General features: G+C 57.3%; 19 protein-coding genes. 8 read left to right on the plus strand and 11 right to left on the minus strand.

Annotated elements, in window-relative coordinates:
* Positions 1-199 precede the first annotated feature (199 nt).
* Positions 200-2155: a 4Fe-4S binding protein gene (locus D9K61_RS21175; RefSeq protein WP_120635190.1), complete on the plus strand. Its 1956-nt coding sequence runs from the start codon at positions 200-202 to the stop codon at positions 2153-2155.
* Here D9K61_RS21175 and D9K61_RS21180 read toward each other — a convergent pair.
* Positions 2149-2877, minus strand: coding sequence for a cytochrome c (locus D9K61_RS21180; RefSeq protein ID WP_120635191.1), 729 nt, complete (start codon positions 2875-2877; stop codon positions 2149-2151). The two genes, D9K61_RS21175 and D9K61_RS21180, sit on opposite strands and share 7 nt — an antisense overlap.
* A gap of 108 nt (positions 2878-2985) precedes the next feature.
* Between D9K61_RS21180 and D9K61_RS21185 the strand changes: the two genes are divergently transcribed.
* The 3 genes from D9K61_RS21185 to D9K61_RS21195 are packed head-to-tail and all read left to right on the plus strand — an operon-like array spanning position 2986 to position 5218.
* On the plus strand, positions 2986-4047 hold the full coding sequence (locus D9K61_RS21185) for an Mrp/NBP35 family ATP-binding protein (protein ID WP_120635192.1): 1062 nt from the start codon (positions 2986-2988) through the stop codon (positions 4045-4047).
* Positions 4044-4739, plus strand: coding sequence for a biotin/lipoate--protein ligase family protein (locus tag D9K61_RS21190; protein ID WP_120635193.1), 696 nt, complete (start codon positions 4044-4046; stop codon positions 4737-4739). The genes D9K61_RS21185 and D9K61_RS21190 overlap by 4 nt, the downstream gene beginning before the upstream one ends.
* Positions 4739-5218, plus strand: a complete 480-nt coding sequence (locus D9K61_RS21195) for a DUF6505 family protein (RefSeq protein ID WP_120635194.1) — start codon at positions 4739-4741, stop codon at positions 5216-5218. The genes D9K61_RS21190 and D9K61_RS21195 overlap by 1 nt, the downstream gene beginning before the upstream one ends.
* On the opposite strand, the gene D9K61_RS21200 is transcribed toward D9K61_RS21195, so the two are convergent.
* The 8 genes from D9K61_RS21200 to acs form a co-directional block, all read right to left on the minus strand.
* Positions 5215-5715, minus strand: a complete 501-nt coding sequence (locus tag D9K61_RS21200; protein WP_120635640.1) for a flavin reductase family protein — start codon at positions 5713-5715, stop codon at positions 5215-5217. The two genes, D9K61_RS21195 and D9K61_RS21200, sit on opposite strands and share 4 nt — an antisense overlap.
* 89 nt (positions 5716-5804) lie before the next feature.
* Positions 5805-7217: a 3'-5' exonuclease gene (locus tag D9K61_RS21205; RefSeq protein WP_120635195.1), complete on the minus strand. Its 1413-nt coding sequence runs from the start codon at positions 7215-7217 to the stop codon at positions 5805-5807.
* Positions 7218-7219: 2 nt separating this feature from the next.
* A complete protein-coding gene (locus D9K61_RS21210) occupies positions 7220-7738 on the minus strand; it encodes a hypothetical protein (RefSeq protein ID WP_120635196.1) in 519 nt (172 codons plus the stop codon).
* 66 nt (positions 7739-7804) lie between these two features.
* Positions 7805-9628, minus strand: a complete 1824-nt coding sequence (locus D9K61_RS21215; protein ID WP_120635197.1) for a DUF294 nucleotidyltransferase-like domain-containing protein — start codon at positions 9626-9628, stop codon at positions 7805-7807.
* 109 nt (positions 9629-9737) lie between these two features.
* Positions 9738-11522, minus strand: coding sequence for a sodium:solute symporter family protein (locus D9K61_RS21220; protein WP_120635198.1), 1785 nt, complete (start codon positions 11520-11522; stop codon positions 9738-9740).
* 15 nt (positions 11523-11537) lie between these two features.
* Entirely contained in the window at positions 11538-11819 is a 282-nt protein-coding gene (locus tag D9K61_RS21225) for a DUF4212 domain-containing protein (protein WP_120635199.1), read from the minus strand.
* Positions 11820-12001: 182 nt separating this feature from the next.
* Positions 12002-12685 carry an adenylate kinase gene (locus tag D9K61_RS21230; RefSeq protein WP_120635200.1) on the minus strand — a complete coding sequence of 228 codons (684 nt, stop codon included), beginning with the start codon at positions 12683-12685 and terminating at the stop codon, positions 12002-12004.
* Positions 12686-12692: 7 nt separating this feature from the next.
* Positions 12693-14657, minus strand: a complete 1965-nt coding sequence (gene acs / locus D9K61_RS21235) for an acetate--CoA ligase (RefSeq protein WP_120635201.1) — start codon at positions 14655-14657, stop codon at positions 12693-12695.
* A gap of 426 nt (positions 14658-15083) precedes the next feature.
* Between acs and D9K61_RS21240 the strand changes: the two genes are divergently transcribed.
* The 3 genes from D9K61_RS21240 to D9K61_RS21250 all read left to right on the plus strand — a co-directional run bounded on the left by D9K61_RS21240 (position 15084) and on the right by D9K61_RS21250 (position 18198).
* A complete protein-coding gene (locus D9K61_RS21240) occupies positions 15084-16100 on the plus strand; it encodes a C4-dicarboxylate TRAP transporter substrate-binding protein (RefSeq protein ID WP_120635641.1) in 1017 nt (338 codons plus the stop codon).
* Positions 16101-16161: 61 nt separating this feature from the next.
* Entirely contained in the window at positions 16162-16791 is a 630-nt protein-coding gene (locus D9K61_RS21245) for a TRAP transporter small permease subunit (RefSeq protein ID WP_120635202.1), read from the plus strand.
* 3 nt (positions 16792-16794) lie between these two features.
* Positions 16795-18198, plus strand: coding sequence for a TRAP transporter large permease (locus D9K61_RS21250; protein WP_120635203.1), 1404 nt, complete (start codon positions 16795-16797; stop codon positions 18196-18198).
* A 50-nt stretch (positions 18199-18248) separates the two neighbouring features.
* Here the strand turns inward: D9K61_RS21250 and D9K61_RS21255 are convergent, their stop codons facing one another.
* The gene (locus D9K61_RS21255) at positions 18249-19292 is read right to left on the minus strand and encodes an ornithine cyclodeaminase (protein WP_120635204.1); all 1044 of its coding nucleotides are present in this window, start codon (positions 19290-19292) and stop codon (positions 18249-18251) included.
* Positions 19292-20212: an arginase gene (gene rocF / locus D9K61_RS21260; RefSeq protein WP_120635205.1), complete on the minus strand. Its 921-nt coding sequence runs from the start codon at positions 20210-20212 to the stop codon at positions 19292-19294. The genes D9K61_RS21255 and rocF overlap by 1 nt, the downstream gene beginning before the upstream one ends.
* An 86-nt stretch (positions 20213-20298) precedes the next feature.
* On the opposite strand from rocF, the gene D9K61_RS21265 reads away from it, so the two are divergent.
* Positions 20299-20727 (plus strand): Lrp/AsnC family transcriptional regulator, encoded by a 429-nt coding sequence (locus D9K61_RS21265; protein ID WP_120635206.1) that lies wholly within the window; start codon positions 20299-20301, stop codon positions 20725-20727.
* The last annotated feature ends 35 nt before the right edge of the window (positions 20728-20762 follow it).

A 20762-nucleotide genomic window follows, 5' to 3' on the forward strand; every position in this document is an offset into this window, starting at 1 on the left:
GCCTTGTGCCAAGCCCGCAGGTTACGACCTTAGTCGTAGAAGTGATTACGTATTCGTGATCTTCTTGTCCGACGCCTTTGTTTATGGGGGTTGGTGATGATGACAGGTCGGTGAAAACGGCACGGGGCACAGGATTTACATTGTCTATGGGGGGATGCAGCCTAAGGTGCTGAGAGTGGAAGCTGTCCGGGGGAGGGATATGGTGACCAAACTATTGCTCTGTGATTGCGAAGGGACGCAATCAGTGGACGCTGACCATATCGGCCTGGCATGTGATGCCGCCTGTTCGAAGGTCCACACCGCATTATGCACCCGGGAAATGAACGTTGCTGCAGAGCTTATGAAAGATGGGGAGGCCGTGGTGATCGCCTGCGGTCAGGAGCAAGACGTGTTTCGCGATCTCGCTAAGGATCTGGGTATCGACGCCCCAGCCTTTGTGGATCTGCGTGACCGCGCAGGGTGGTCGGAGCAGGGGCAGGACGCATCCGCGAAGATGGCCGCCCTGGCCGCCGAAGCACTTTTGCCGCAACCGATCACGCGAAGTGTAGATGTGATAAGCGAAGGTACGTGTTGCATTGTCGGCTCCGGAGATGTGGCGTTTGATCTGGCCGAGCGGCTGTCTGCGACGCTGGCTGTCACGGTCGTGATTTCAGATGACTCCCAGCCGGTTTCACGCGCCTATGATGTGGTGCGCGGTCAGGTCCGGACGGTTCAGGGCGCATTGGGTGGCTTTTCGATCAACCTTGACGCGTTGCAACAGCTTGAGCCTGGCGGGCGCGGTACCTTCAGCTGGACCATACCTCGGGACGGTGCACGCTCGTCTTGTGATATCCTGATAGACATAGCCGGAGGAACGGCGTTTGTTTCGGCGCCGGCCAAACGCGAAGGCTATTTGCGTGCCGATCCTCGCGATGCGATTGCGGTTGAGCGTTTGGCGTTCGAAGCGGCGCAACTGGTCGGAACCTTTGAGAAACCCCTATATGTTCGCATGGAAGAAACCTTGTGCGCGCATTCCCGGGCCGAACAGGTCGCTTGCACGAACTGTCTGGATATCTGTCCTACTGGGGCCATAACACCCGCGGGCGAGCATGTCTCGATCGATCCAATGATTTGCGCCGGGTGCGGAGAGTGCGCAGCGGTTTGCCCTTCGACCGCAATCACATACGAAGATCCGCCGGTGTCGGCACTGCTGTCACGGATGCACATTCTGGCACGCAGTTACCGTCGCGCAGGCGGTATCGCGCCGCGTTTGCTGGTGCACGATGCATATGGGGCCGAGAAGATCCGCCTGGCCGCCCGCTTTGGGCGGGGCTTGCCAGGAGATGTTATCCCCCTGGAGCTCTGTGTGATTTCAGGATTTGGCCATGCCGAGATGCTGGCGGCATTGGCGCATGGGTTCGCGCGGGTCGATGTCCTATTGTCGCCGACAACCGAACGGGATGCGTTGGATCGAGAATTAGAGCTGGCGCAAACCATCGCCGGAGGTGCCGGATTGGGCCTGATTGATGAGGCCGACCCCGATGCCATGTCGGACTGTCTCTATGACCAAACGGTTCCGGCGCCGTTGGCCGACCCGGTGTTGCCGCTGGGCAATCGCAGACAGATCGCACGGCTTGCTGCTCAGGCATTGAACCCGCAGGTTGAGGCTCCGCTGCCACTGCCGAAAGATGCGCCATATGGGGCCGTTGCAGTAGATACTGATGCATGCACATTGTGCCTTAGCTGTGTGTCACTGTGCCCCTCAGGCGCGTTGATCGATAATCCGGACATGCCCCAGCTGAACTTTCAGCAAGACGCATGCCTGCAATGCGGGCTATGTCTAACGATCTGCCCCGAGACTGCCATAACTCTGGTCCCCCAATTCGATCTGAGTGATGGGGCCCTGTCTCAGCAAGTGTTGAATGAAGAGGAACCATTTGCCTGTGTCGAATGTGGCGCTTTGTTTGGGGTCAAGTCGACGGTCGAACGCATTATGGACAAGCTGTCAGGAACACATCCGATGTTTGCCACGTCCGAGCAGGCGCGCATGATCCAGATGTGCGATGATTGCAGGGTAAATGCGCAGTTTCAACATCAAGATAACCCGTTTCAGTCCAACCCAAAGCCACGCGTCGTCACAACGGACGATTATCTCTCAAAACGGAAAGATCACTGATGCTGCAAAGGCGCGCCCAGATCGGCTGCGCTGATGACCGAGACAAAGGCAAGGATCGCTTCAAGATCGTCCACCGACATTTCAACCGGATAAATGGGCGAGGGGCGTTCCGGGTCAAAAGGGGGGGTGATCCCGTCGATCTGCGTAAACGCCGGGTGAGGGTTCAACGCAAAGAATGCTTCAAAACGCTCAGTCCAGTCCGGCATAGAACGCAACACAGCAAACGACGGGGTCGAACCCAGACCATTCATTCGGTTTTTGGGCCCGATCACATGGCATCGTCCGCAATGGGTCATCGACAGTTCTTCGCCCAGGACAGCGTCACCCTCCAGCGTCGCGGCTTCGTCGATCTTGGTGATTTCAAAACTTGCGCTGAAAGCAGAACCCTGAGGGGGCGCATAGCTTTCAATCGTACGCTTGCCGATATCGGACAGCATCCAGTCGCGGAACCGCTGCTGACGGGAATCGTCGTCAATGGTCAGGTGATAGATGACCCCCTCGCGGGCAAACACCGGGTCTCCGGTTGGCGTGGCAGTAAGGGACATCGCCCCGGAGTCGTCCGAGATCACGCGTATGCCGGTCTTGAGAGAAAAGCGGGGCAGAATATGTTGCAACAGGCCAGAGTCGGAAACCTCGGCCGGGGCGGCGAGGCCAATTGCCTCTTGCGACCAAGAGGGGCTGGCGGTGAGCGTCAGGCTCAGGCACAAAAGGACAAAGCGCATGACCAAGCCTAACGGGCCACGGGCAAATGCGTCAAATGAACGGATAAAGACGGAGACACATGCAATGAAAAGCAACCACGCGGTGGCGCAGTTCAAAGGGGTTAAGGCATGAGTGTCCGCGATGCGGTTCTGGCGAACCTCAAAAAGATCACCGACCCGGTATCCGGTCAGGATATCGTCAGCGCTGGCGTGGTGCGTGCGCTGAATGTTGAAGGCGATACTGTCCGCTTTGTGCTTGAGGTCGATCCCAAGCAGGCTGAACGGATGGAGCCTATACGTGCTGCCGCTGAACAGGCCGCACAGATGGTTGAGGGTGTTGGCAGCGTATCGGCGATGATGACCGCGCATTCGGACAAGGCACCGCCCGAGCTGAAACCCAAGCCACGACCATCAGAAACCGGTCCGCAAGCGGTACCCGGCGTAGATCGGATCATTGCCGTGGCCTCGGGCAAGGGTGGTGTGGGCAAGTCGACTGTCTCGGCCAACCTCGCTTGTGCACTGGCCGCAGAAGGGCGTCGTGTCGGTCTGTTGGACGCTGACGTGTATGGCCCGTCGCAACCCCGGATGTTGGGGGTTTCTGGTCGTCCTGCCAGCCCGGATGGCAAGACAATCCTGCCGCTGCGCAATCATGGCGTTACGATGATGTCGATGGGGCTGATGACCAACGAAGGGCAGGCCGTTGTCTGGCGGGGACCTATGTTGATGGGCGCGTTGCAACAAATGATGAGCCAGGTCCAGTGGGGCGCATTGGACGTTCTGATCGTGGATCTGCCGCCCGGAACCGGCGACGTGCAACTGACGCTAAGCCAAAAGTTCAAAGTGGATGGTGCCATTGTGGTCTCGACACCGCAGGACGTGGCGCTGATTGATGCCCGCAAGGGGATCGACATGTTCAACCAGCTCAAGACACCGATCGTTGGGATGATCGAGAACATGTCCACTCATATTTGTTCGAATTGCGGGCACGAAGAACATGTGTTCGGCCATGGCGGCGTTGCATCAGAGGCCGAAAAGCTGGGCGTTCCGTTATTGGGAGAGATCCCGCTGCATCTGGATATCCGTGTCGCCGCGGACGGAGGCGCGCCAATTGTGATCAGCAAGCCCGACAGCCAACAGGCCGAAGCGTTCCGCAAGATTGCGCGCGACCTGATCACAAAAGGCGTTGCATGAGCGAGCTCGTCTTCCCACCGCTGCTATCAGGCCACCCTGTGCAGGGAGGGGAAGACCCCTTTGAGCGCGCGCAGTCGATGGCCGCACTTGGATGTGATGCGGGGGCCGTTGTTTACAACATCCAGGCAGACAGGCTGCGTGTAGCCATCGTATTCGCCCCTGAGGTTTCGTTGCAGGATGCGATGGCGATGATGCCCCTGTGCGCAGTCGGGTTTCAGAACGCGCTGGGCGCTTTGGCCCCGCCCGAAGTTGCGGTGCATCTTGGGTGGGACGGGCTAATCTGTGTGAATGGTGCCAAATGTGGACAGTTCGATGTTGCGGCGTCCACCGTCGAGCCGGCGGCTGTTCCCGACTGGCTTGTTGTGGGGTGGGAGTTGGCCTTGTTGCAGACCAGTGATGCCCCGGGAGATACACCGGATGTCACGGCGCTTTATGACGAGGGCTGCGCCGATGTGTCGGCCTCGCAGCTGGTCGAAAGCTGGTCACGCCATATGCTGACCTGGCTCAACCGATGGCAACAGGATGGCAATGCACCTTTGCACAGCGAATGGTTGGGATTGTTGCAAGGGGTCGGAGAGCCGTTGGGAGAAGAAGGTATCTTTCTAGGCACGAACGAGCGGTTTGGAATGCTCATCCGGAAGGGAACAGACACGCATCTGCGCCCTCTCACGCAATTGCTGGAGACTGACTGATGAAATTGGCCCGTGCTATTCACTTTGACGAAAGTGACATGAACGTCTTTCACTCTCCGGCACGCACGGGTGAATGGTGTATCTCGGGCGGGTTCGAGTTTTCCAACTGGGGACCGGGGGATCTGGAAGGCAAGCCTCGTCAGGCTTTTGCAAACGGCTGGTTGGGGTTGGACACATTCGGGCGCGTTACGTTCGTGGCTGTGACACAGATTGAACCAGCCGAAATCGAACTGGCAAAACAGAACCTGGCCGAGCATTTTGTGCAATTCTACGGAGCACCTTCTGCCGAGGCCGCAATGGGCGTCGCACAAGCTGAAATTGACCATATGTCAGAGCTTTGCGATGACCACGATCCAAACACGTTGCTGACAGTTGCCCGTGAGTTGACGGACACAGGTGTACGCGAAGCGTTTCGCGTGATCACCCCGCAAGAGGCCGAACTCGACGCACTGGCCGTGCACGGCTCACTGGACGATTAGATCAAGTCGACAAAGCCGCCGAACTGGCCGCGTTTGAAGATCAAACCTTTGCCGGTGCGGTGCATCACTTGATCTACATGACCCACTACAATCAAGTGGTCTCCCGCCTCGTGACGAGCGTGGATATGGCAATCAAACCGCGCCAGGCAATTGGTCAGTTGCGGGCGTCCGGCCTCATCCGTGCTCCATTCGGCGTGCGAGAAATCTGTTCCATCGCGGGCGAATTTCAACGCCCGCTCCTGTTGGTCCTGCGCCATGACATGAATGGAATAGTGTTGGCACTTACTGAACGCATCAAAGCGGTTGGAGTCTTTGGCGAGACACCACAGGACCAAAGGCGGATCAAGCGACACCGACGAAAATGAATTTGCTGTAATCGCGCGCGGGCCGTTTCCGGTATCTGTCGTGATGACGGTCACGCCTGTGCCGAAACATCCCAATGCCTCGCGGAACGCGCTGCTTTGATCCGGGCCGGGTGAGAAGGTTCTTTCGGTCATGACGCGCTCGTTCTGTGCTCGCGCATCAGGTGCCATGACCCGAAGAGATTGTCCATGGAAAGCTGAGCGCGCGCCAAAGGTTTCGCGGGTCAGTTCAGGTCTTCCAGCAACCGCCCGTGCTTGCGTGTCTCAGCAAGGACCGCACCAAACGTGGTTATGCCGCGGGCTTGCAGCATGGGCAGCATCTTGACCAGGGCTTCGGCCGTCGCAAAGGCATCCCCCAATGCCGTGTGACGCAGTGCGTCAGGGATCGTGATGTCCAGTCGTTCACATAATGCATCCAGCGTATGCGTATCGCTGGCACCGAACAAAACTGCCGATAGCAAGACTGTATCCAGAATGGGGTGGTCCCATTCGACGCCCATGTCATTGGCGTGCCGCCGCAGAAAGGCCATGTCAAACGGCGCATTATGCGCGACGATAACAGCGTCGCGCGCGAATCGATGAAACACCTTTCCGGCTTGGGCAATACCCGGTGCGTCCTTCACCATTCGATCATTGATTTTATGGACTTTGCTCGAGGCTGCGGGGATCGGAATGCCCGGGTTCACCAGCATATTCAACTGCTCGCAATCGACAATCCGGCCTTTGACGACCCGCACCGCGCCGATTTGGACGATTTCGTCTTTATGCGGCAGCAATCCGGTGGTTTCGGTGTCGAAGACAACAAAACAAAGATCGGATAAGGCACGGTTTTCCAACGCGTCTTCTGCTGCCGCGTGCAGCAGATCAAAATCATATACCAGCGGACGTGCGGCGTCGGGCGAGATGCGCGTGGTGCTGTCTTCGAAAATCAACATGTATCCCGGCGCATCGCCCAGCGGTTTCATCCGTGCCAAATAGCTTTGGTTTTCATCAATGCTGATAAGCGAGCATTCCACGTCCATCCCGGTTTTTACCAGTTTGGAATAGGCGTCCTCTAAAGGTCCCGGTTTGAGGTACTCAAACAGCGACGCATTCAGGCGCGGGTGGCAAATTTGAGCCAACACTTCAGCCGCCTGCGCGTCATACAGGACGATCTTATGGGTTGGGCTGGCCAGCAACATCGCCACGGGGATCTCGGTCAAAAGGGCGGTCAATCGTTGCTTTTCTGCCGCCAAATGGGCGGTTTCAGCCGCGACCGCCTCGGCAATGTTCAGGGTCTTGTCAGAAAGTTGATCCGCCAGACCAGCCGCGGCGGGGGCAAGATCGCCCAGATACCTGGTGGCTTGCAGGTCCATATCGGTACTGACCCCAGCATGCGCCCGGGCGCGCAGCTCGGCAGAAAGCCGTTCAATAGGCTTGGCAATGTTGTCGTCAAACATAAGCCAAACCCCGGCAACCATCGCGAGCATTCCGAACCCGATCAGAATCTCCGCAAACACAAAGGCGGTCAGCAGTTCAGGATTGTCTAATCGGGCATAGCTGACCCAAAGCGCGACGGAACTGACGGCCAACCCGCCCAGGGCGAGCAAGCAGAAGAACAGGAAAATTCTGATCCGTAGGTTCAGACGGGTCAGCATGATTACACTCCGCAGGTGGCCTCGATGATGGGGTCGCGTGATCCGGCTGTGAACCAATCTGCGTTCAACAAACGACCATCATCGGCGAATTCGGCTCCATCCGCGAGGTTGGCGCGGCGGTTCTCAGCACAGTTTACGGCCACCGGCATTTTTGAGACCGGAGCCCAGCGACCAAAGAAATACAGATCGACCAGGCGTTGGTCCGGGACTTGATCATTGGTGCGCACAGACACCGTGTCTATGGCGGCAAAACGATCCACGAAGGGCACCGCGTAGGTCCACGGACGATAGAAGGCGCGGCTTTCGACTTCTTGAATGATCGCCAATTCTTCGGGCAGGTTTTCTAGCTGTCGGTTGTACCACGAGTATTCGCTGGCGACTGTAACACCGATCATGCCAACACCTGCCGCAACCGGTGCCGCCCAGCGGGGCAGGCGGCCGCCGCTGAATTTGTTCAGCGCCATCACAACGCCCGCAAACGCAATGCCCGCAAAGACTGTGCCGATCAATTCCAGAAACATTTCGTCTCTCCGTTCTACGGGCTATGCCGCCCGCTGTGTTCTGAACCTCAGCCAATCGCCATGCGATCAGCTTAGCATTCCCTTGCCATGACCAACCGCCGATTGCATCGTTTTTACAACAACAAACGCATCCCGAAGATGACTTCGCTCAAAGTCGGACAAATCCGGCGGCGGTAGGTAATTGTCTGGCTTTTCGCCGGATTTGACCAGCCTGACCTGATGTTCCAGCCGTGCCTCTGCGATCAGATCATAGGCATCCAGCAGATCCCGGGCACCGGATGGGCTGAGGACGCCGGTGGATTCTGCAGCCTTCAGGCGCGCGCGCGTATTCGCCTCGCTCAATTGTCCCTGAAGACTGTAAATTCGGGCCAGATCAACCACTGGAACGACGCCATTGTGCTTTAGGTCCAGCGTGTTGCGATGTTCGCCGGATCGGACCGTCGCGAACCCCCGCAGCAACCCAAGCGGCGGAGTATGCTTCAGAGAATTGGAAATCATGTGGGCCACAAAGATCGAGTTCGCGTTGGCGGCACCAAGCGTATGGGCCTGCAGGTCTTCGAAAAGTTCGAACTGGCCACCGATGGGCCGCAGATCGAACATGACCGAGGCCAGCATTTGTGCTTCGGGATTTGGTTTTGCGATCCATCCTCGGAAGTAGTCGCGCCAAACCTGAACGGGCTGACACCAGCGCGGGTTGGTCGCCATCATGTCGCCGGGACAATAGAAGTATCCGCATGTGTTCAGCCCGTTTGAAACGAACCTGGCCAGTTCCTGAAAATAGGGCATGTCGGCATCCGTCACGCTGTCGTCCAACATCAGGCAATTGTCCTGATCCGACACACCGGTCTGTTCCTGCCGACCTTGAGAGCCACAGGCCAGCCACAGATAAGGGGCAGGCGGTGACCCCAGTTTATGTTCGGCCAGGGTCAAAAGGCGACGGGTGGCGGTGTCGGCGATATCGGTGATCAGACGCGTGACGATCTCATGCCGGTTTCCGCCGGCCACGAGTTGTACCAACAGCTGCGGGATATCTGCGGTGACCAAAGCCATCTCTTCGGCTGATTGCGCACGGGCGATCCGGCGCACCATCTCGGCAGAATTGACGGCTTGATAGTGAGTCAAATCGGTCTGTGTCACGATGCCGATCAGATGTCCGCCTTCGCAAATCGGGATATGGCCTATCCCACGTTCCATCATCACGTGCAGAACATCCGAACCGATGTCGCTGGGTGACAGCGTTATGGGGTCGGGCGTCATGATCTTGGAAATCGTAGTGGTGTCGGGCATGGCGTTGGCTACGAACTTGCTTGAGATATCGCGCAGGGTCGCAATCCCCACCAGGCTGTCGTGCTCCGTTACGCAAAGGGACGAGATACGCTTGTCCCGCATGATCTGCGCTGCTTTTTGTACAGGCATGGATGCGTCACATGTTGCTGGGGCAGCGGCCATCAACACGTCGATCGCCGTGGTGGCAAGGCTTTGAGGGCCGGTGCGACTGGCCCGTTTTCGGTCAAAAAACCGGGACACAACATCATGTTCTTGGATCAGAGATTGAAACATCCCGGTCGGCACGACGAAAAGCACAGTCGGCGTATCCGCACGGGCGTTGGTACAGGCGATTCCGCCTTTTAACAGACCCCGCTCGCCAAAAGAGTTACGCAATCCCAGATGCGATACGACCGCGCCATTCTCATCCGTGATTTCGACCTGTCCTTCATAGATGATGTATACCCCGGGCAATTCCTGTCCGTGCGCATAGACGGCAGAGCTCTCTTCGATCTCAAGCACTTGGATCTCTTGTGCGAGATCGTTCATCACAGGATCGGGCAGCGCGTCATAGGGGTGAACGGATTTCAGAAACCGGGTGATCCGACTTTGCGACAATGTCATCAGGGGCCTCCGGGTTTCGTTTAGAAAAATCCCGCCCGGTGGTATGCCGGGCGGGAACAGTAAGTCGAAAGACGCGGCCTTTGGAGGTTATCCAACGACCGCATCAGGCTCAATGATCCAGAGCTGCACCCGCACCACGGGGAATGCGGACGCTTTCGACCAGATCTTTGATCTCCTGCGGGGTCTCTTTGGTCATGCCCGCAACAATGTAGGCAGTACCAAAGTTGATCATTGCACCGATGGCGCCGAACGACGTCGACTTGATTGGACCCAGAAGCGGATCAGCATCGGTGAACGAGTTGGTGCCCGGAATGAACAGCCAACCTTTGTGCAGGAAGATGTAGACCAGCGTAACGGTCAGACCCGCCAGCATGCCAGCAACCGCGCCGGTGTTGTTGATGCGGGTCGAGAAGATCCCCATCATCAGCGCCGGGAAGATCGAGGCAGCCGCCAGACCAAACGCCAGGGCCACGGTTTGCGCCGCAAATCCCGGTGGGTTCAGACCCAGGTAAGTTGCCACAACGATGGCAACGGCCATTGCGATACGCGCCGCCAGCAACTCTCCTTTTTCTGAGATCTGCGGGTTGATGGCCCCTTTGACAAGGTCGTGGGACACAGCTGACGAGATCGCCAGCAGCAGGCCGGCTGCGGTTGACAGAGCGGCCGCAAGACCACCGGCAGCGACAAGACCGATCACCCAACCCGGCAGGTTGGCGATCTCGGGGTTGGCCAGAACCAGGATGTCACGGTTGAACTTGGTCAGCTCGTTACCGACCCAGCCTTTTTCTTCCGCGATGGCAGTCATGGCTTCGGACTTGTCGTTGTAGTACTGGATTTTGCCGTCGCCGTTCTTGTCTTCCCAGTCCAGCAGACCGGTTTTCTGCCACGTGGCCATCCAGTCATACCGCGGATCGTTGTCGATATTTTCGACCGAAACCGCGCCACCTTCGATGCCACCGTTGGGCCACATCATGTCACTGATGTTCAGGCGTGCCATAGCGCCAACCGCGGGGGCGGTCAGATACAGCAGTGCGATGAACACCAGCGCCCAACCGGCAGACCAGCGTGCGTCAGACACTTTCGGCACCGTGAAGAAGCGCATGATGACATGTGGCAAACCAGCTGTACCGATCATAAGCGATAGTGTGAACAACACCATGTTCAACGTGTTCGAGTGATGGGCCGTGTATTCGTTAAAGCCCAGCTCGGTCACGATCGCATCCAGCTTGGTCAGCAGCGGCTCACCACTTGCGGTATCGCCAAACAGACCCAGTGCCGGAACAGGATTGCCGGTTAGTTGCAGCGAGATAAAAATCGCTGGGATGGTGTAGGCGGTGATCAGCACGCAATACTGCGCGACTTGCGTGTAGGTCACGCCTTTCATTCCACCCAGAACCGCATAGGCAAACACAACGCCTGCGCCGATCAGCAGACCGGTAGTGTTGGGCACCTCGAGAAAGCGGCCAAAGGCTACGCCCACGCCGGTCATCTGACCGATCACATAGGTCACCGAAGCAACGATCAGACAGATCACTGCAACGATACGGGCGGTCTGGCTGTAGAAGCGGTCACCGATGAATTCCGATACGGTGTACTTGCCGAACTTGCGCAGATACGGCGCCAGCAGCAGTGCCAGCAGCACGTAACCGCCGGTCCAGCCCATCAAGAAAGAGCTGTTGTCGTAGCCGGTGAAGGCAATCAGGCCCGCCATCGAGATGAACGAGGCCGCAGACATCCAGTCCGCCGCTGTCGCCATACCGTTTGTGACCGGATGGATGCCGCGACCCGCGGCGTAGAATTCTGATGTGGACCCTGCACGGGCCCAGATCGCGATGCCGATGTAGAGCGCGAAACTCGCGCCTACAAACAGCAGGTTGATGGTAAACTGATCCATTTTCCCCGCGCTCCCTTATTCTTCCACGCCGTATTCGGCGTCTAGCTTGTTCATGCGCCAGGCGTAGTTGAAGATCAGCACCAGAAAGACCAGGATCGATCCCTGTTGTGCGAACCAAAAGCCCAGATCGGTGCCGCCGACAGCGATCCCCGACAGTAGTGGACGCAGCAGAATGCCGAATCCAAACGACACCAGCGCCCAAATCACGAGGCTGATGTAGATGAGGCGCAGATTGGCCTGCCAATAGCCCTTATCGGACTCGGCAGTCTGCGCGGAGTTAGATGATTGATCCGCCATCGCGGGTTCCTCCTTCGCTTCCTCGTTGGGCGGCCCGTGCCCAACTCCTCCAGTGCTGCGGGCCGCTTCTCGATTGTGCCAAACACCGGTTGGTGTCAGGCAAAACTCCTCTGGTCCGCCAAAGCGGGTCCATTGAAGTATTCTGTTGTAGGATCAAAGCCCTTGGGCTCGTCTCCTCCCCCTTATCTCAGTGCGTCGCTGACGAACCCTTCAAGATCGCTGGCGATGTCATCGATTTTACCCATAGCGTCAGTACGTTGCAGGACGCCGTGGGATTCGTAGTAGGTAATCAGCGGCGCGGTCTGGGCGTGATACGCCTCAAGCCGCGAGGCCACGGTTTCAGCGTTGTCATCGGCACGTCGCTTGAATTCAGTGTGGCCGCATTTGTCACATTTGCCTTCAACAGCCGGTTGTTTGAACCGATCATGGAAGCCCTCGCCGCAACCAGCGCAGGTGTAGCGACCCGAGATACGGATCACCATTTCCGCGTCTTCCACTTCGAGGCTGATGGCCGCGCTGATCTTTTGATCGTTTTCTGACAGCAACCCGTCGAGTGCTTCGGCCTGAACTGTTGTGCGCGGGAAACCATCAAGAATGACGCCCTTGGCGCAATCAGGTTCGGCCATACGGTCGCGCAGGATTGCGATGACGATCTCATCGCTGACCAGATCGCCGGCTTCCATCACGGCCTTGGCGGCTTTGCCAGCTTCGGTTCCTGCTGCAACAGCCGCACGTAACAGATCGCCCGTGCTAAGTTGGACCAGGCTGAATTTGTCTTCCAGCATGCGGGCCTGTGTGCCCTTCCCAGCGCCTGGAGGGCCGAGAAGGATGAGAACGGCGGGTGAGGTAGTTGTAGCTGTATCCATCACACCCTCACTTGCTCGCCCGGTTTTCAATCAGGTCTTCGACGACCGACGGGTCTGCAAGGGTCGATGTGTCGCCCAGTGATCCAAAGTCATTCTCGGCAATCTTGCGAAGGATGCGGCGCATGATCTTCCCTGACCGGGTCTTGGGCAGGCCGGGGGCCCACTGGATAACATCCGGCGAGGCAATTGGACCAATCTCGGTCCGGACCCAGGTGCGCAGCTCTTTAACAAGCTCATCACTGGGTTCGCGATCATTCATCAGCGTGACGTAGCAGTAGATGCCTTGCCCTTTGATGTCATGGGGATAGCCGACCACGGCGGCCTCCGCTACAGCGGCGTGCGCAACCAGCGCGCTTTCGACCTCAGCGGTGCCCATGCGGTGACCCGAGACGTTGATCACGTCGTCGACGCGGCCGGTGATCCAGTAATCGCCATCTTCGTCCCGACGACAGCCGTCACCAGTAAAGTAGTAACCTTTGTAATCCGAGAAATAGGTCTTCTCGAACCGTTCATGATCGCCCCAGACGGTGCGCATCTGACCGGGCCAGCTGTCCTTGATGCACAGCACGCCTTCGACACCATTGCCAGTGATTTCGACGCCCGATTGCGGATCGAGAACGACAGGTTCAATACCGAAGAAGGGCTTCATCGCCGAGCCTGGCTTCATCGCGTGGGCACCGGGCAGGGGCGTCATCAAGTGACCACCGGTTTCGGTTTGCCACCAGGTATCGACAATCGGGCAGCGTCCACCGCCGATAACCTCATTGTACCAGTTCCAGGCTTCAGGGTTGATCGGCTCGCCTACAGTGCCCAGCGTCCGCAGATCGCTTAGGTCGCATTTCTCGACCCATTCGTTGCCTTGCCCCATTAGGGCACGCAATGCGGTGGGGGCGGTATAGAACTGGTTCACCTTGTGCTTTTCGCAAACCTGCCAAAAGCGGGACGCATCCGGGTAGGTTGGTACGCCTTCGAACATCAGCGTGGTCGCGCCATTGGCCAGCGGGCCGTAAACGATATAGCTGTGTCCGGTGACCCAACCGACATCGGCAGTGCACCAGTACACGTCGCCTTCGTGATAATCGAAGGTGACCTCATGAGTCATCGCGGCATAGACCAGATAGCCACCGGTGGTGTGCACGACGCCTTTGGGCTGACCCGTTGAACCGGAGGTATATAGGATGAACAGCGGATCTTCGGCGCTCATTTCAGCAGGGGCACAGTAGTCATCGGCCTCCAGCGCCATTTCATTATAGTCGAAATCGCGACCGTCGATCCAAGTGGTCTGGCCATCGGTTCGCTTGACCACCAGACATTTCACAGTGTCTTTACAGTGCAGCAAGGCCGCATCAGCGTTGGACTTCAGCGGAGTCTTGCGACCACCGCGCGGCGCCTCATCAGCGGTAATGACGACCTTAGCGTCACAGCCGTTGATCCGTGCCGACAAAGCATCGGGTGAAAAACCGGCAAAAACGATCGAATGAATGGCGCCAATCCGCGCGCAGGCCAGCATAGCATAGGCGGCCTCGGGGATCATCGGCATGTAGATGACAACGCGGTCGCCCTTGCGTACACCCAGCGATTCCAGAATATTGGCCATCCGGCAGGTACGGCGATGCAGCTCGGCATAGGTGATGTGCTGTGCTGCGTCGTTTGGATCATCCGGTTCCCAGATGATGGCGGTCTGGTCGCCACGTGTTTCAAGATGGCGATCCAGACAGTTCGCCGAAACGTTCAGCGTGCCGTCTGCATACCAGTTGATTTTAACCGCGCCAAAATCGTAGTTGACGTCTTTGACCTGGGAAAACGGTTTGATCCAGTCAACCCGCTTGCCTTGCTCACCCCAGAACGCGTCAGGATCGTTGATTGAAGCGGCATACATGTCGGCATATTTGTCAGCATCAACATGCGCGTGGGCAACGGTTTCTGCGGATGGCGGATATGTCTTGGCATCTGCCTGGGCAGCGGTGGTCATTTTTGAGGCTCCTCCCTCTGGACTGGGTTAAGTTAGGATCTTTCGCCAACCGATCGGGCAATGTCGATCCCGTTCCTCCACAATCGGAATAATAATGGGTTTGGAAAAGAAATAAATAAATAGCAGTAATCCTTGGATTTGTTTGTAAATAAATTTTTCAACACTGGCGCTTCTGGTAAATAAAATCTCACAGAGTAGAAAAAAAATAACCAATACAGCTGGTTGAATGTAATGTCCACGCACGCTTATTGGCGTTAGAATCGCGTCGAAATGATCTCTTGCCAGCCCCGATCTGTCTCAGCCGAACGCGTGACCGGATCGATCCTTGTCCTGACCTCCCGCATGCAGGGTTGGCACATCCGAATGTTGGCGCTAGCTTCTTTCACAAGCGCCTCGGGAAGGGGCGCACCAATGGGAGAACTTACGATGAAAAAGATGTTGAGCGGTGCAGCCGTCGCCGCCCTTGGCGTTGCCTTCGTATCCGAAGCCGCAGCCACCGAATGGAACGCGTCCGTTTGGGGCAAACGCCGCGCCTTTACCGAGCACGTCGAGAAACTGGCCGAGCTGGTCAGTGAAAAAACCGGCGGAGATTTTACGATCAACGTCAGCTACGGCGGACTGTCCAAGCCCAAGGAAAACCTGGATGGTATCGAAATTGGTGCCTTCGAGATGGCTCAGTTCTGTGCAGGTTACCACCGGGACAAGAACCGTGCGATTACGGTTCTGGAATTGCCGTTTCTTGGCGTCAACAATCTGAATGAAGAAGTTGCCGTCAGCCACGCTGTCTATGATCATCCTGCTGTTAAGGACGAGATGGCGCAGTGGAATGCGCGCATCATCATGACGTCACCCATGCCCCAATACAATATTGTCGGGACCGGCGAACCCCGTGATGAGCTTGCCGATTTCGACGGAATGCGCGTCCGGGCCACAGGTGGTCTTGGGCAGGCTTTCGAGGCGGTTGGCGGTGTGCCGACATCCGTCCCGGCGACCGAAGCCTATAACGCCATGGAATCCGGCGTTGTTGATACCGTGGCCTTTGCCCAGCACGCGCATCTGTCCTTTGGCACAATCAACGAAGCCGATTGGTGGACCGCCAACCTGAACCCCGGCACGGTCAATTGCCCGGTAGTGGTGAATATCGACGCTTACGAAGCTCTGCCAGCCGAGCATCGTGAGGCGCTTAACAGCTCTGTCGATGAGGCCATTGATCACTATCTGGCGAATTACGGAGGCCTGCTTGAGCAATGGGACAGCGTTCTGGACGAAAAGGGCGTTCAGAAAGTCATGATTGACGATGCTGTGATTGAAGAATTCCGTACTACGGCAGCTGATCCGATCCGCGAGAAATGGATCGCGGACATGACGGCGCAAGGCTTGCCGGGGCAGGACCTCTACGATCTGGTGCAGCTAACGCTGAAGCAGCAGCGCGGCGGCAACTGATCGCAGTTCCCGGGCGCCGTTATTGGGCGCCCGGCATTTTCAAGAATAGGGGATCACCGGAATGGCAGGACAAGCCACGGTGCTGGAGGACGGCAGTCGCCTCAGCCAGCTCGATCAGCATTTGCTGCGCGCAGAGAAGGTTCTGGCGCTGATCAGCGGGATGGCGGTTTTTGGATTGATGGTACTGGCCGTTGTGTCCGTGGGAGGGCGCAACGCCTTCAACGCCCCTTTGCCCGGGTATGTCGACTGGATCGAACAAGCCATGCCGCTGATTGCTTTTCTAGGCATCTCTTACGTTCAGCGCGATGGTGGGCATATTCGGATGGATATTGTCATCTCGCGCCTGCAGGGACGGGCATTGTGGCTGTTCGAACTGATCTCGGTGATCCTGATCCTTGTCCTGATGCTTGCACTGGTCTGGGGCAGTTGGTCCCATTTCGACCGGTCCTTTGATTTTGGCGCCCCGCTTTGGAGCAGGGATAGCTCTATCGACATTGGTATCCCTCTTTGGCCTGCCAAATTGCTCGCACCAGTTGCATTCTCGGTTTTGTGCCTACGGCTGGCTCTGCAGGTCTGGGGCTATGGGCGGGCTTTTGTGCTGGGGCTGAAAACACCAGTCGCTGTCCCTTTGATTCAGGATGCCGCAGCCCTGGCCGCTGCCGAGGCCGAGCAGCTTGAAGGGCAGGACTAGCGCATGGACACGATTGAAATTGGCCTGTGGGTCACAGGCGGTCTGCTTGTTCTTGTGCTTACAGGCATGCGGGTGGCCTTTGCAGCCGCTCTGACCGGGCTGATCGGGCTCGTCTGGATTTTCTGGGCAAAATTCGGCTATGACCCAGACCGGTTTGGCAAGGCGGTGACGGTTGCCGTGAAGACAGCCGGACAGGTGCCGCATTCCAAGGTTGCCTCACATACGCTCAGCCTGATCCCGACGTTTATCCTGATCGGGTATCTTGCCTATTACGCCGGTTTGACCCGCGCGCTGTTCGAGGCTGCCAAACGTTGGATTGCCTGGGTTCCCGGCGGGTTGGCGGTTTCAACGATTTTTGCAACGGCAGGATTTGCGGCTGTGTCTGGAGCTTCGGTGGCGACATCAGCCGTTTTTGCCCGCATTGCCATCCCCGAGATGCTGAGCGTCGGGTACAACAAACGTTTCGCTGCGGGGGTCGTGGCTGCAGGGGGCACGCTGGCTTCGCTGATCCCGCCATCCGCAATTCTGGTGATCTATGCCATTATCGTCGAGCAGGATGTCGGCAAGCTGTTGTTGGCGGGGTTCATTCCGGGCGCGTTTTCCGCACTTGTTTATGGATTGCTGATTGTTGGCATTGCGGTGGTGTTCAAGAACGTCGGCCCCCCTGTGACAGGGTTCACATGGAAACAACGTTTCGCCGCACTTCCCGGAGCTTTTCCGATCGTGGCGGTCATCCTGATCATTATCTGCTTTGTCTACAACCCGTTTGGTAACAAGGCCTGGGGTACTCCGACAGAAGGCGGCGCCATCGGCGCCTTCATCGTGTTCTGTTTCGCACTGTTCCATGGGATGCGGTGGCCCGAATTCAAATCCGCTCTGCTGGAAACTGCAAAACTGACAGCCATGATCTTTTCGATCATCTGGGGTGTCCTGATTTACGTGCGTTTCCTGGGGTTTGCCGACCTGCCTGGTGCATTTTCAGACTGGATCACGTCGTTGGAAATGTCGCCCATGCTGATCCTGATCTGTATCCTGCTGGCCTATGCCGTTCTGGGCATGTTCATGGATGCCATCGGTATGCTGCTTCTGACACTGCCGGTGGTGTACCCAGCCGTGATGGCACTGAACGGGGGAGAGACCGTCAGTGCCGCCGAAAGCGCCTTTGGCATGTCAGGCCCTATGTGTGCCATCTGGTTTGGCATTCTGGTTGTGAAGATGGCCGAGTTCTGTCTGATCACACCGCCCATTGGTCTGAACTGTTTTGTGGTGGCCGGGGTGCGTCCGGATCTTAGCGTTCAGGACGTGTTTAAAGGCGTGACGCCCTTCTTCATCGCTGATGCAGTGACCATTGCCTTGCTGGTCGCGTTTCCTGGTATCGTGCTCTACCTGCCGTCATTGGCCGGATAAAAAAACACCCCGGCGAAAACCGGGGTGAGTAGGGTGATGTTGCGGGTTCTTTATTGTGCCCGCATCAACATCCCGAACAGGTCGCGGGGGTCGTCCGGATCTGCAAGCATATCTAAAGATTCAGAGTATTCAGTACCTTCAATGGCATTCTTGATGTAACGTAGCGCCGAAAAATCTTCGATCGCGAACCCCACGCTATCGAACAGAGTGATCTGGCGGTCGTCGGTGCGGCCCGTGGCCTGTCCGATCATCACCTGCCACATCTCTGTCACTGGGTGATCTGCCTCCAGTGCCTGAATTTCGCCCTCGATCCGCGTTTGTTCAGGGTACTCGACGAAAATCCCTGACCGTAAAAGGATGTCCCGATGCAATTCGGTTTTGCCTGGGCAATCTCCGCCGATTGCGTTGATGTGAACGCCGGGGCCAACCATATTGTCGGTCAGGATGGTTGCGTTCTTTTTGTCGGCTGTGCAGGTGGTGATGATCTGCGCGCCTTCGATCGCGTCTTCGGGCGTTTTGCACGCCACCACGGTCAGGCCTTTGTTCTGAAGGTTCGCTACACATTTGGCCGTAGCGTTCTGATCAACGTCGTACAAGCGAACGGTGTCCACCCCGCACATGGCTTTGAACGCAAGGCACTGAAACTCAGATTGAGCGCCATTGCCAATCATTGCCATCGTCGTGGCATTCTTGGGCGCAAGGTAGCTGCCGACCAGTGCAGATGTCGCGGCCGTGCGAAGGGCCGTGAGCATCGTCATTTCAGTCAAAAGGGTGGGGTAGCCCGTGTAAACATCCGCCAACAATCCAAACGCCGTGACGGTCTGCAGCCCTTCAGAGGTGTTTTTGGGGTGGCCATTGACGTATTTGAAACCATAGGCCTCACCGTCCGAAGTTGGCATCAATTCGATCACGCCATGCGGTGAATGCGCCGGAATGCGGGGGGTCTTGTCAAAACTCTCCCATCGCTTGAAATCGGTTTCGATCTGTGCGGCAATCTGCGTGATCATCTGCTCGACGCCGATATGATGAACAAGCCGCATCATGTTGTCGACGGAAACAAAAGGCACCAGGGCCTTGTCAGAAGGTGCAGTCATCAGAAGCTCCGTGTCGGACGGTCAAAGATACGGCGGCCCATCAGTGAAGCAGCCAAATCAACCATCAATTTCGCGGTCCGTCCACGCTCATCCAGGAACGGGTTCAGTTCGACCAGATCGAGCGAGCAGACCAATCCGCTTTCATGTAGCAATTCCATGGCGAGATGCGCTTCACGCTCGGTCGCGCCGCCGGGCACGGTGGTGCCGACGGCAGGGGCGATAGCAGGATCAAGGAAATCGACATCCAATGACACGTGCAGGATACCATTTTCTGCCCTTACTCGGTCCAAAAATGCCATGAGCGGGGCTTTGATCCCATTTTCGTCAATGCTGCGCATGTCTGCAAGCATGGCGCGCTCTTGCTCAAGCTCGGCGCGTTCGGCCGGGTCGACCGAGCGCAATCCGATCATGCCTACCCTGTCCGTCGGGACGACATCGGGCAGAGGTGGAAAAGCGTCAAAACCGGATTGCCCGGTGAAATAGGCGACGGGCGTGCCGTGCAAGTTGCCACTGCCGGTGCTGTTGGGCGTATGAAAATCGCTGTGTGCATCAAGCCAGAGCACGAACAAAGGGCGTCCGATCTGTTTGGCATGGGCGGCCATTCCCGCAACGGTGCCCATCGACAAGGCGTGGTCACCACCCATGAAGATGGGAACGCCCTGCGGCGCAGAATCCTGTGCCGCCTGGCTCAGGGCTTGTGTCCAGCCGATGCATTCGGGCAGCGAAAACAAATGCGAGTGCTCGGGCACATCGACATCTTCGGGGCGAACATTCCCCCGATCATTCACGGTGTGACCAAGGTCTGTCAGTGCGTCTTGCAGACCTGCAACGCGGTAGGCGTCCGGGCCCATTCGACAACCTTGTCGGCGCTTGCCGGCGTCCATGGGTGCGCCGATCAGTATTATATCTTTCATATCCATGTGCTCATTTAGCCTGTCAGTACGTCTTGCGTGAAGAAAGCAAATTGTTCAATATGAATACAAGAAATCCGAAATGGGAAATAAATATGGACGATTTGGACACTCGCCTGCTCAGCGCCCTGCACAGAGATGCCCGGGCATCTTTGTCCGAGCTTGCAGAAACCCTTGGCGTGACCCGCACAACCGTGCGCAGCAGGCTACAGCGTCTAAAGCAATCAGGTGAAATCGTTGGCTTTACGGTCCTGACCCGCCGTGACGTGGCGCAAAGTCCGGTGCGTGGCTTGATGATGCTGGAAATCGAAGGACGAGGCACGGAAAGGACCATGGCCAGAATTGCAGCTATGCGGCAGGTCCGTGCGGTGCATTCGACAAACGGAAGCTGGGATCTGATCGCCGAGATCGGCACGGAAACGCTGGCCGAGCTCGACGAGGTGCTGTTTCAAATCCGACGGATGGAAGGCATCAACCGGTCAGAAACGAACCTGCTGCTTTCAACACGCAAAGGCCGGTTTTAACTCTGATCGTGCAGATTCCTTGTAGTGCTTTGAGC

Origin of the sequence: Ruegeria sp. EL01 (assembly GCF_900313035.1) — a bacterium.
In the GTDB taxonomy this organism is placed as follows: Bacteria; Pseudomonadota; Alphaproteobacteria; order Rhodobacterales; family Rhodobacteraceae; genus Ruegeria.

Excerpts from the sequence above, each read along its gene's own strand:
- D9K61_RS21175 (WP_120635190.1), top strand. The coding sequence starts at position 200 with ATGGTGACCAAACTATTGCTCTGTGATTGCGAAGGGACGCAATCAGTG.
- D9K61_RS21180 (WP_120635191.1), bottom strand. The coding sequence starts at position 2,877 with ATGCGCTTTGTCCTTTTGTGCCTGAGCCTGACGCTCACCGCCAGCCCC.
- D9K61_RS21185 (WP_120635192.1), top strand. The coding sequence starts at position 2,986 with ATGAGTGTCCGCGATGCGGTTCTGGCGAACCTCAAAAAGATCACCGAC.
- D9K61_RS21190 (WP_120635193.1), top strand. The coding sequence starts at position 4,044 with ATGAGCGAGCTCGTCTTCCCACCGCTGCTATCAGGCCACCCTGTGCAG.
- D9K61_RS21195 (WP_120635194.1), top strand. The coding sequence starts at position 4,739 with ATGAAATTGGCCCGTGCTATTCACTTTGACGAAAGTGACATGAACGTC.
- D9K61_RS21200 (WP_120635640.1), bottom strand. The coding sequence starts at position 5,715 with ATGACCGAAAGAACCTTCTCACCCGGCCCGGATCAAAGCAGCGCGTTC.
- D9K61_RS21205 (WP_120635195.1), bottom strand. The coding sequence starts at position 7,217 with ATGCTGACCCGTCTGAACCTACGGATCAGAATTTTCCTGTTCTTCTGC.
- D9K61_RS21210 (WP_120635196.1), bottom strand. The coding sequence starts at position 7,738 with ATGTTTCTGGAATTGATCGGCACAGTCTTTGCGGGCATTGCGTTTGCG.
- D9K61_RS21215 (WP_120635197.1), bottom strand. The coding sequence starts at position 9,628 with ATGACATTGTCGCAAAGTCGGATCACCCGGTTTCTGAAATCCGTTCAC.
- D9K61_RS21220 (WP_120635198.1), bottom strand. The coding sequence starts at position 11,522 with ATGGATCAGTTTACCATCAACCTGCTGTTTGTAGGCGCGAGTTTCGCG.
- D9K61_RS21225 (WP_120635199.1), bottom strand. The coding sequence starts at position 11,819 with ATGGCGGATCAATCATCTAACTCCGCGCAGACTGCCGAGTCCGATAAG.
- D9K61_RS21230 (WP_120635200.1), bottom strand. The coding sequence starts at position 12,685 with ATGGATACAGCTACAACTACCTCACCCGCCGTTCTCATCCTTCTCGGC.
- acs (WP_120635201.1), bottom strand. The coding sequence starts at position 14,657 with ATGACCACCGCTGCCCAGGCAGATGCCAAGACATATCCGCCATCCGCA.
- D9K61_RS21240 (WP_120635641.1), top strand. The coding sequence starts at position 15,084 with ATGAAAAAGATGTTGAGCGGTGCAGCCGTCGCCGCCCTTGGCGTTGCC.
- D9K61_RS21245 (WP_120635202.1), top strand. The coding sequence starts at position 16,162 with ATGGCAGGACAAGCCACGGTGCTGGAGGACGGCAGTCGCCTCAGCCAG.
- D9K61_RS21250 (WP_120635203.1), top strand. The coding sequence starts at position 16,795 with ATGGACACGATTGAAATTGGCCTGTGGGTCACAGGCGGTCTGCTTGTT.
- D9K61_RS21255 (WP_120635204.1), bottom strand. The coding sequence starts at position 19,292 with ATGACTGCACCTTCTGACAAGGCCCTGGTGCCTTTTGTTTCCGTCGAC.
- rocF (WP_120635205.1), bottom strand. The coding sequence starts at position 20,212 with ATGGATATGAAAGATATAATACTGATCGGCGCACCCATGGACGCCGGC.
- D9K61_RS21265 (WP_120635206.1), top strand. The coding sequence starts at position 20,299 with ATGGACGATTTGGACACTCGCCTGCTCAGCGCCCTGCACAGAGATGCC.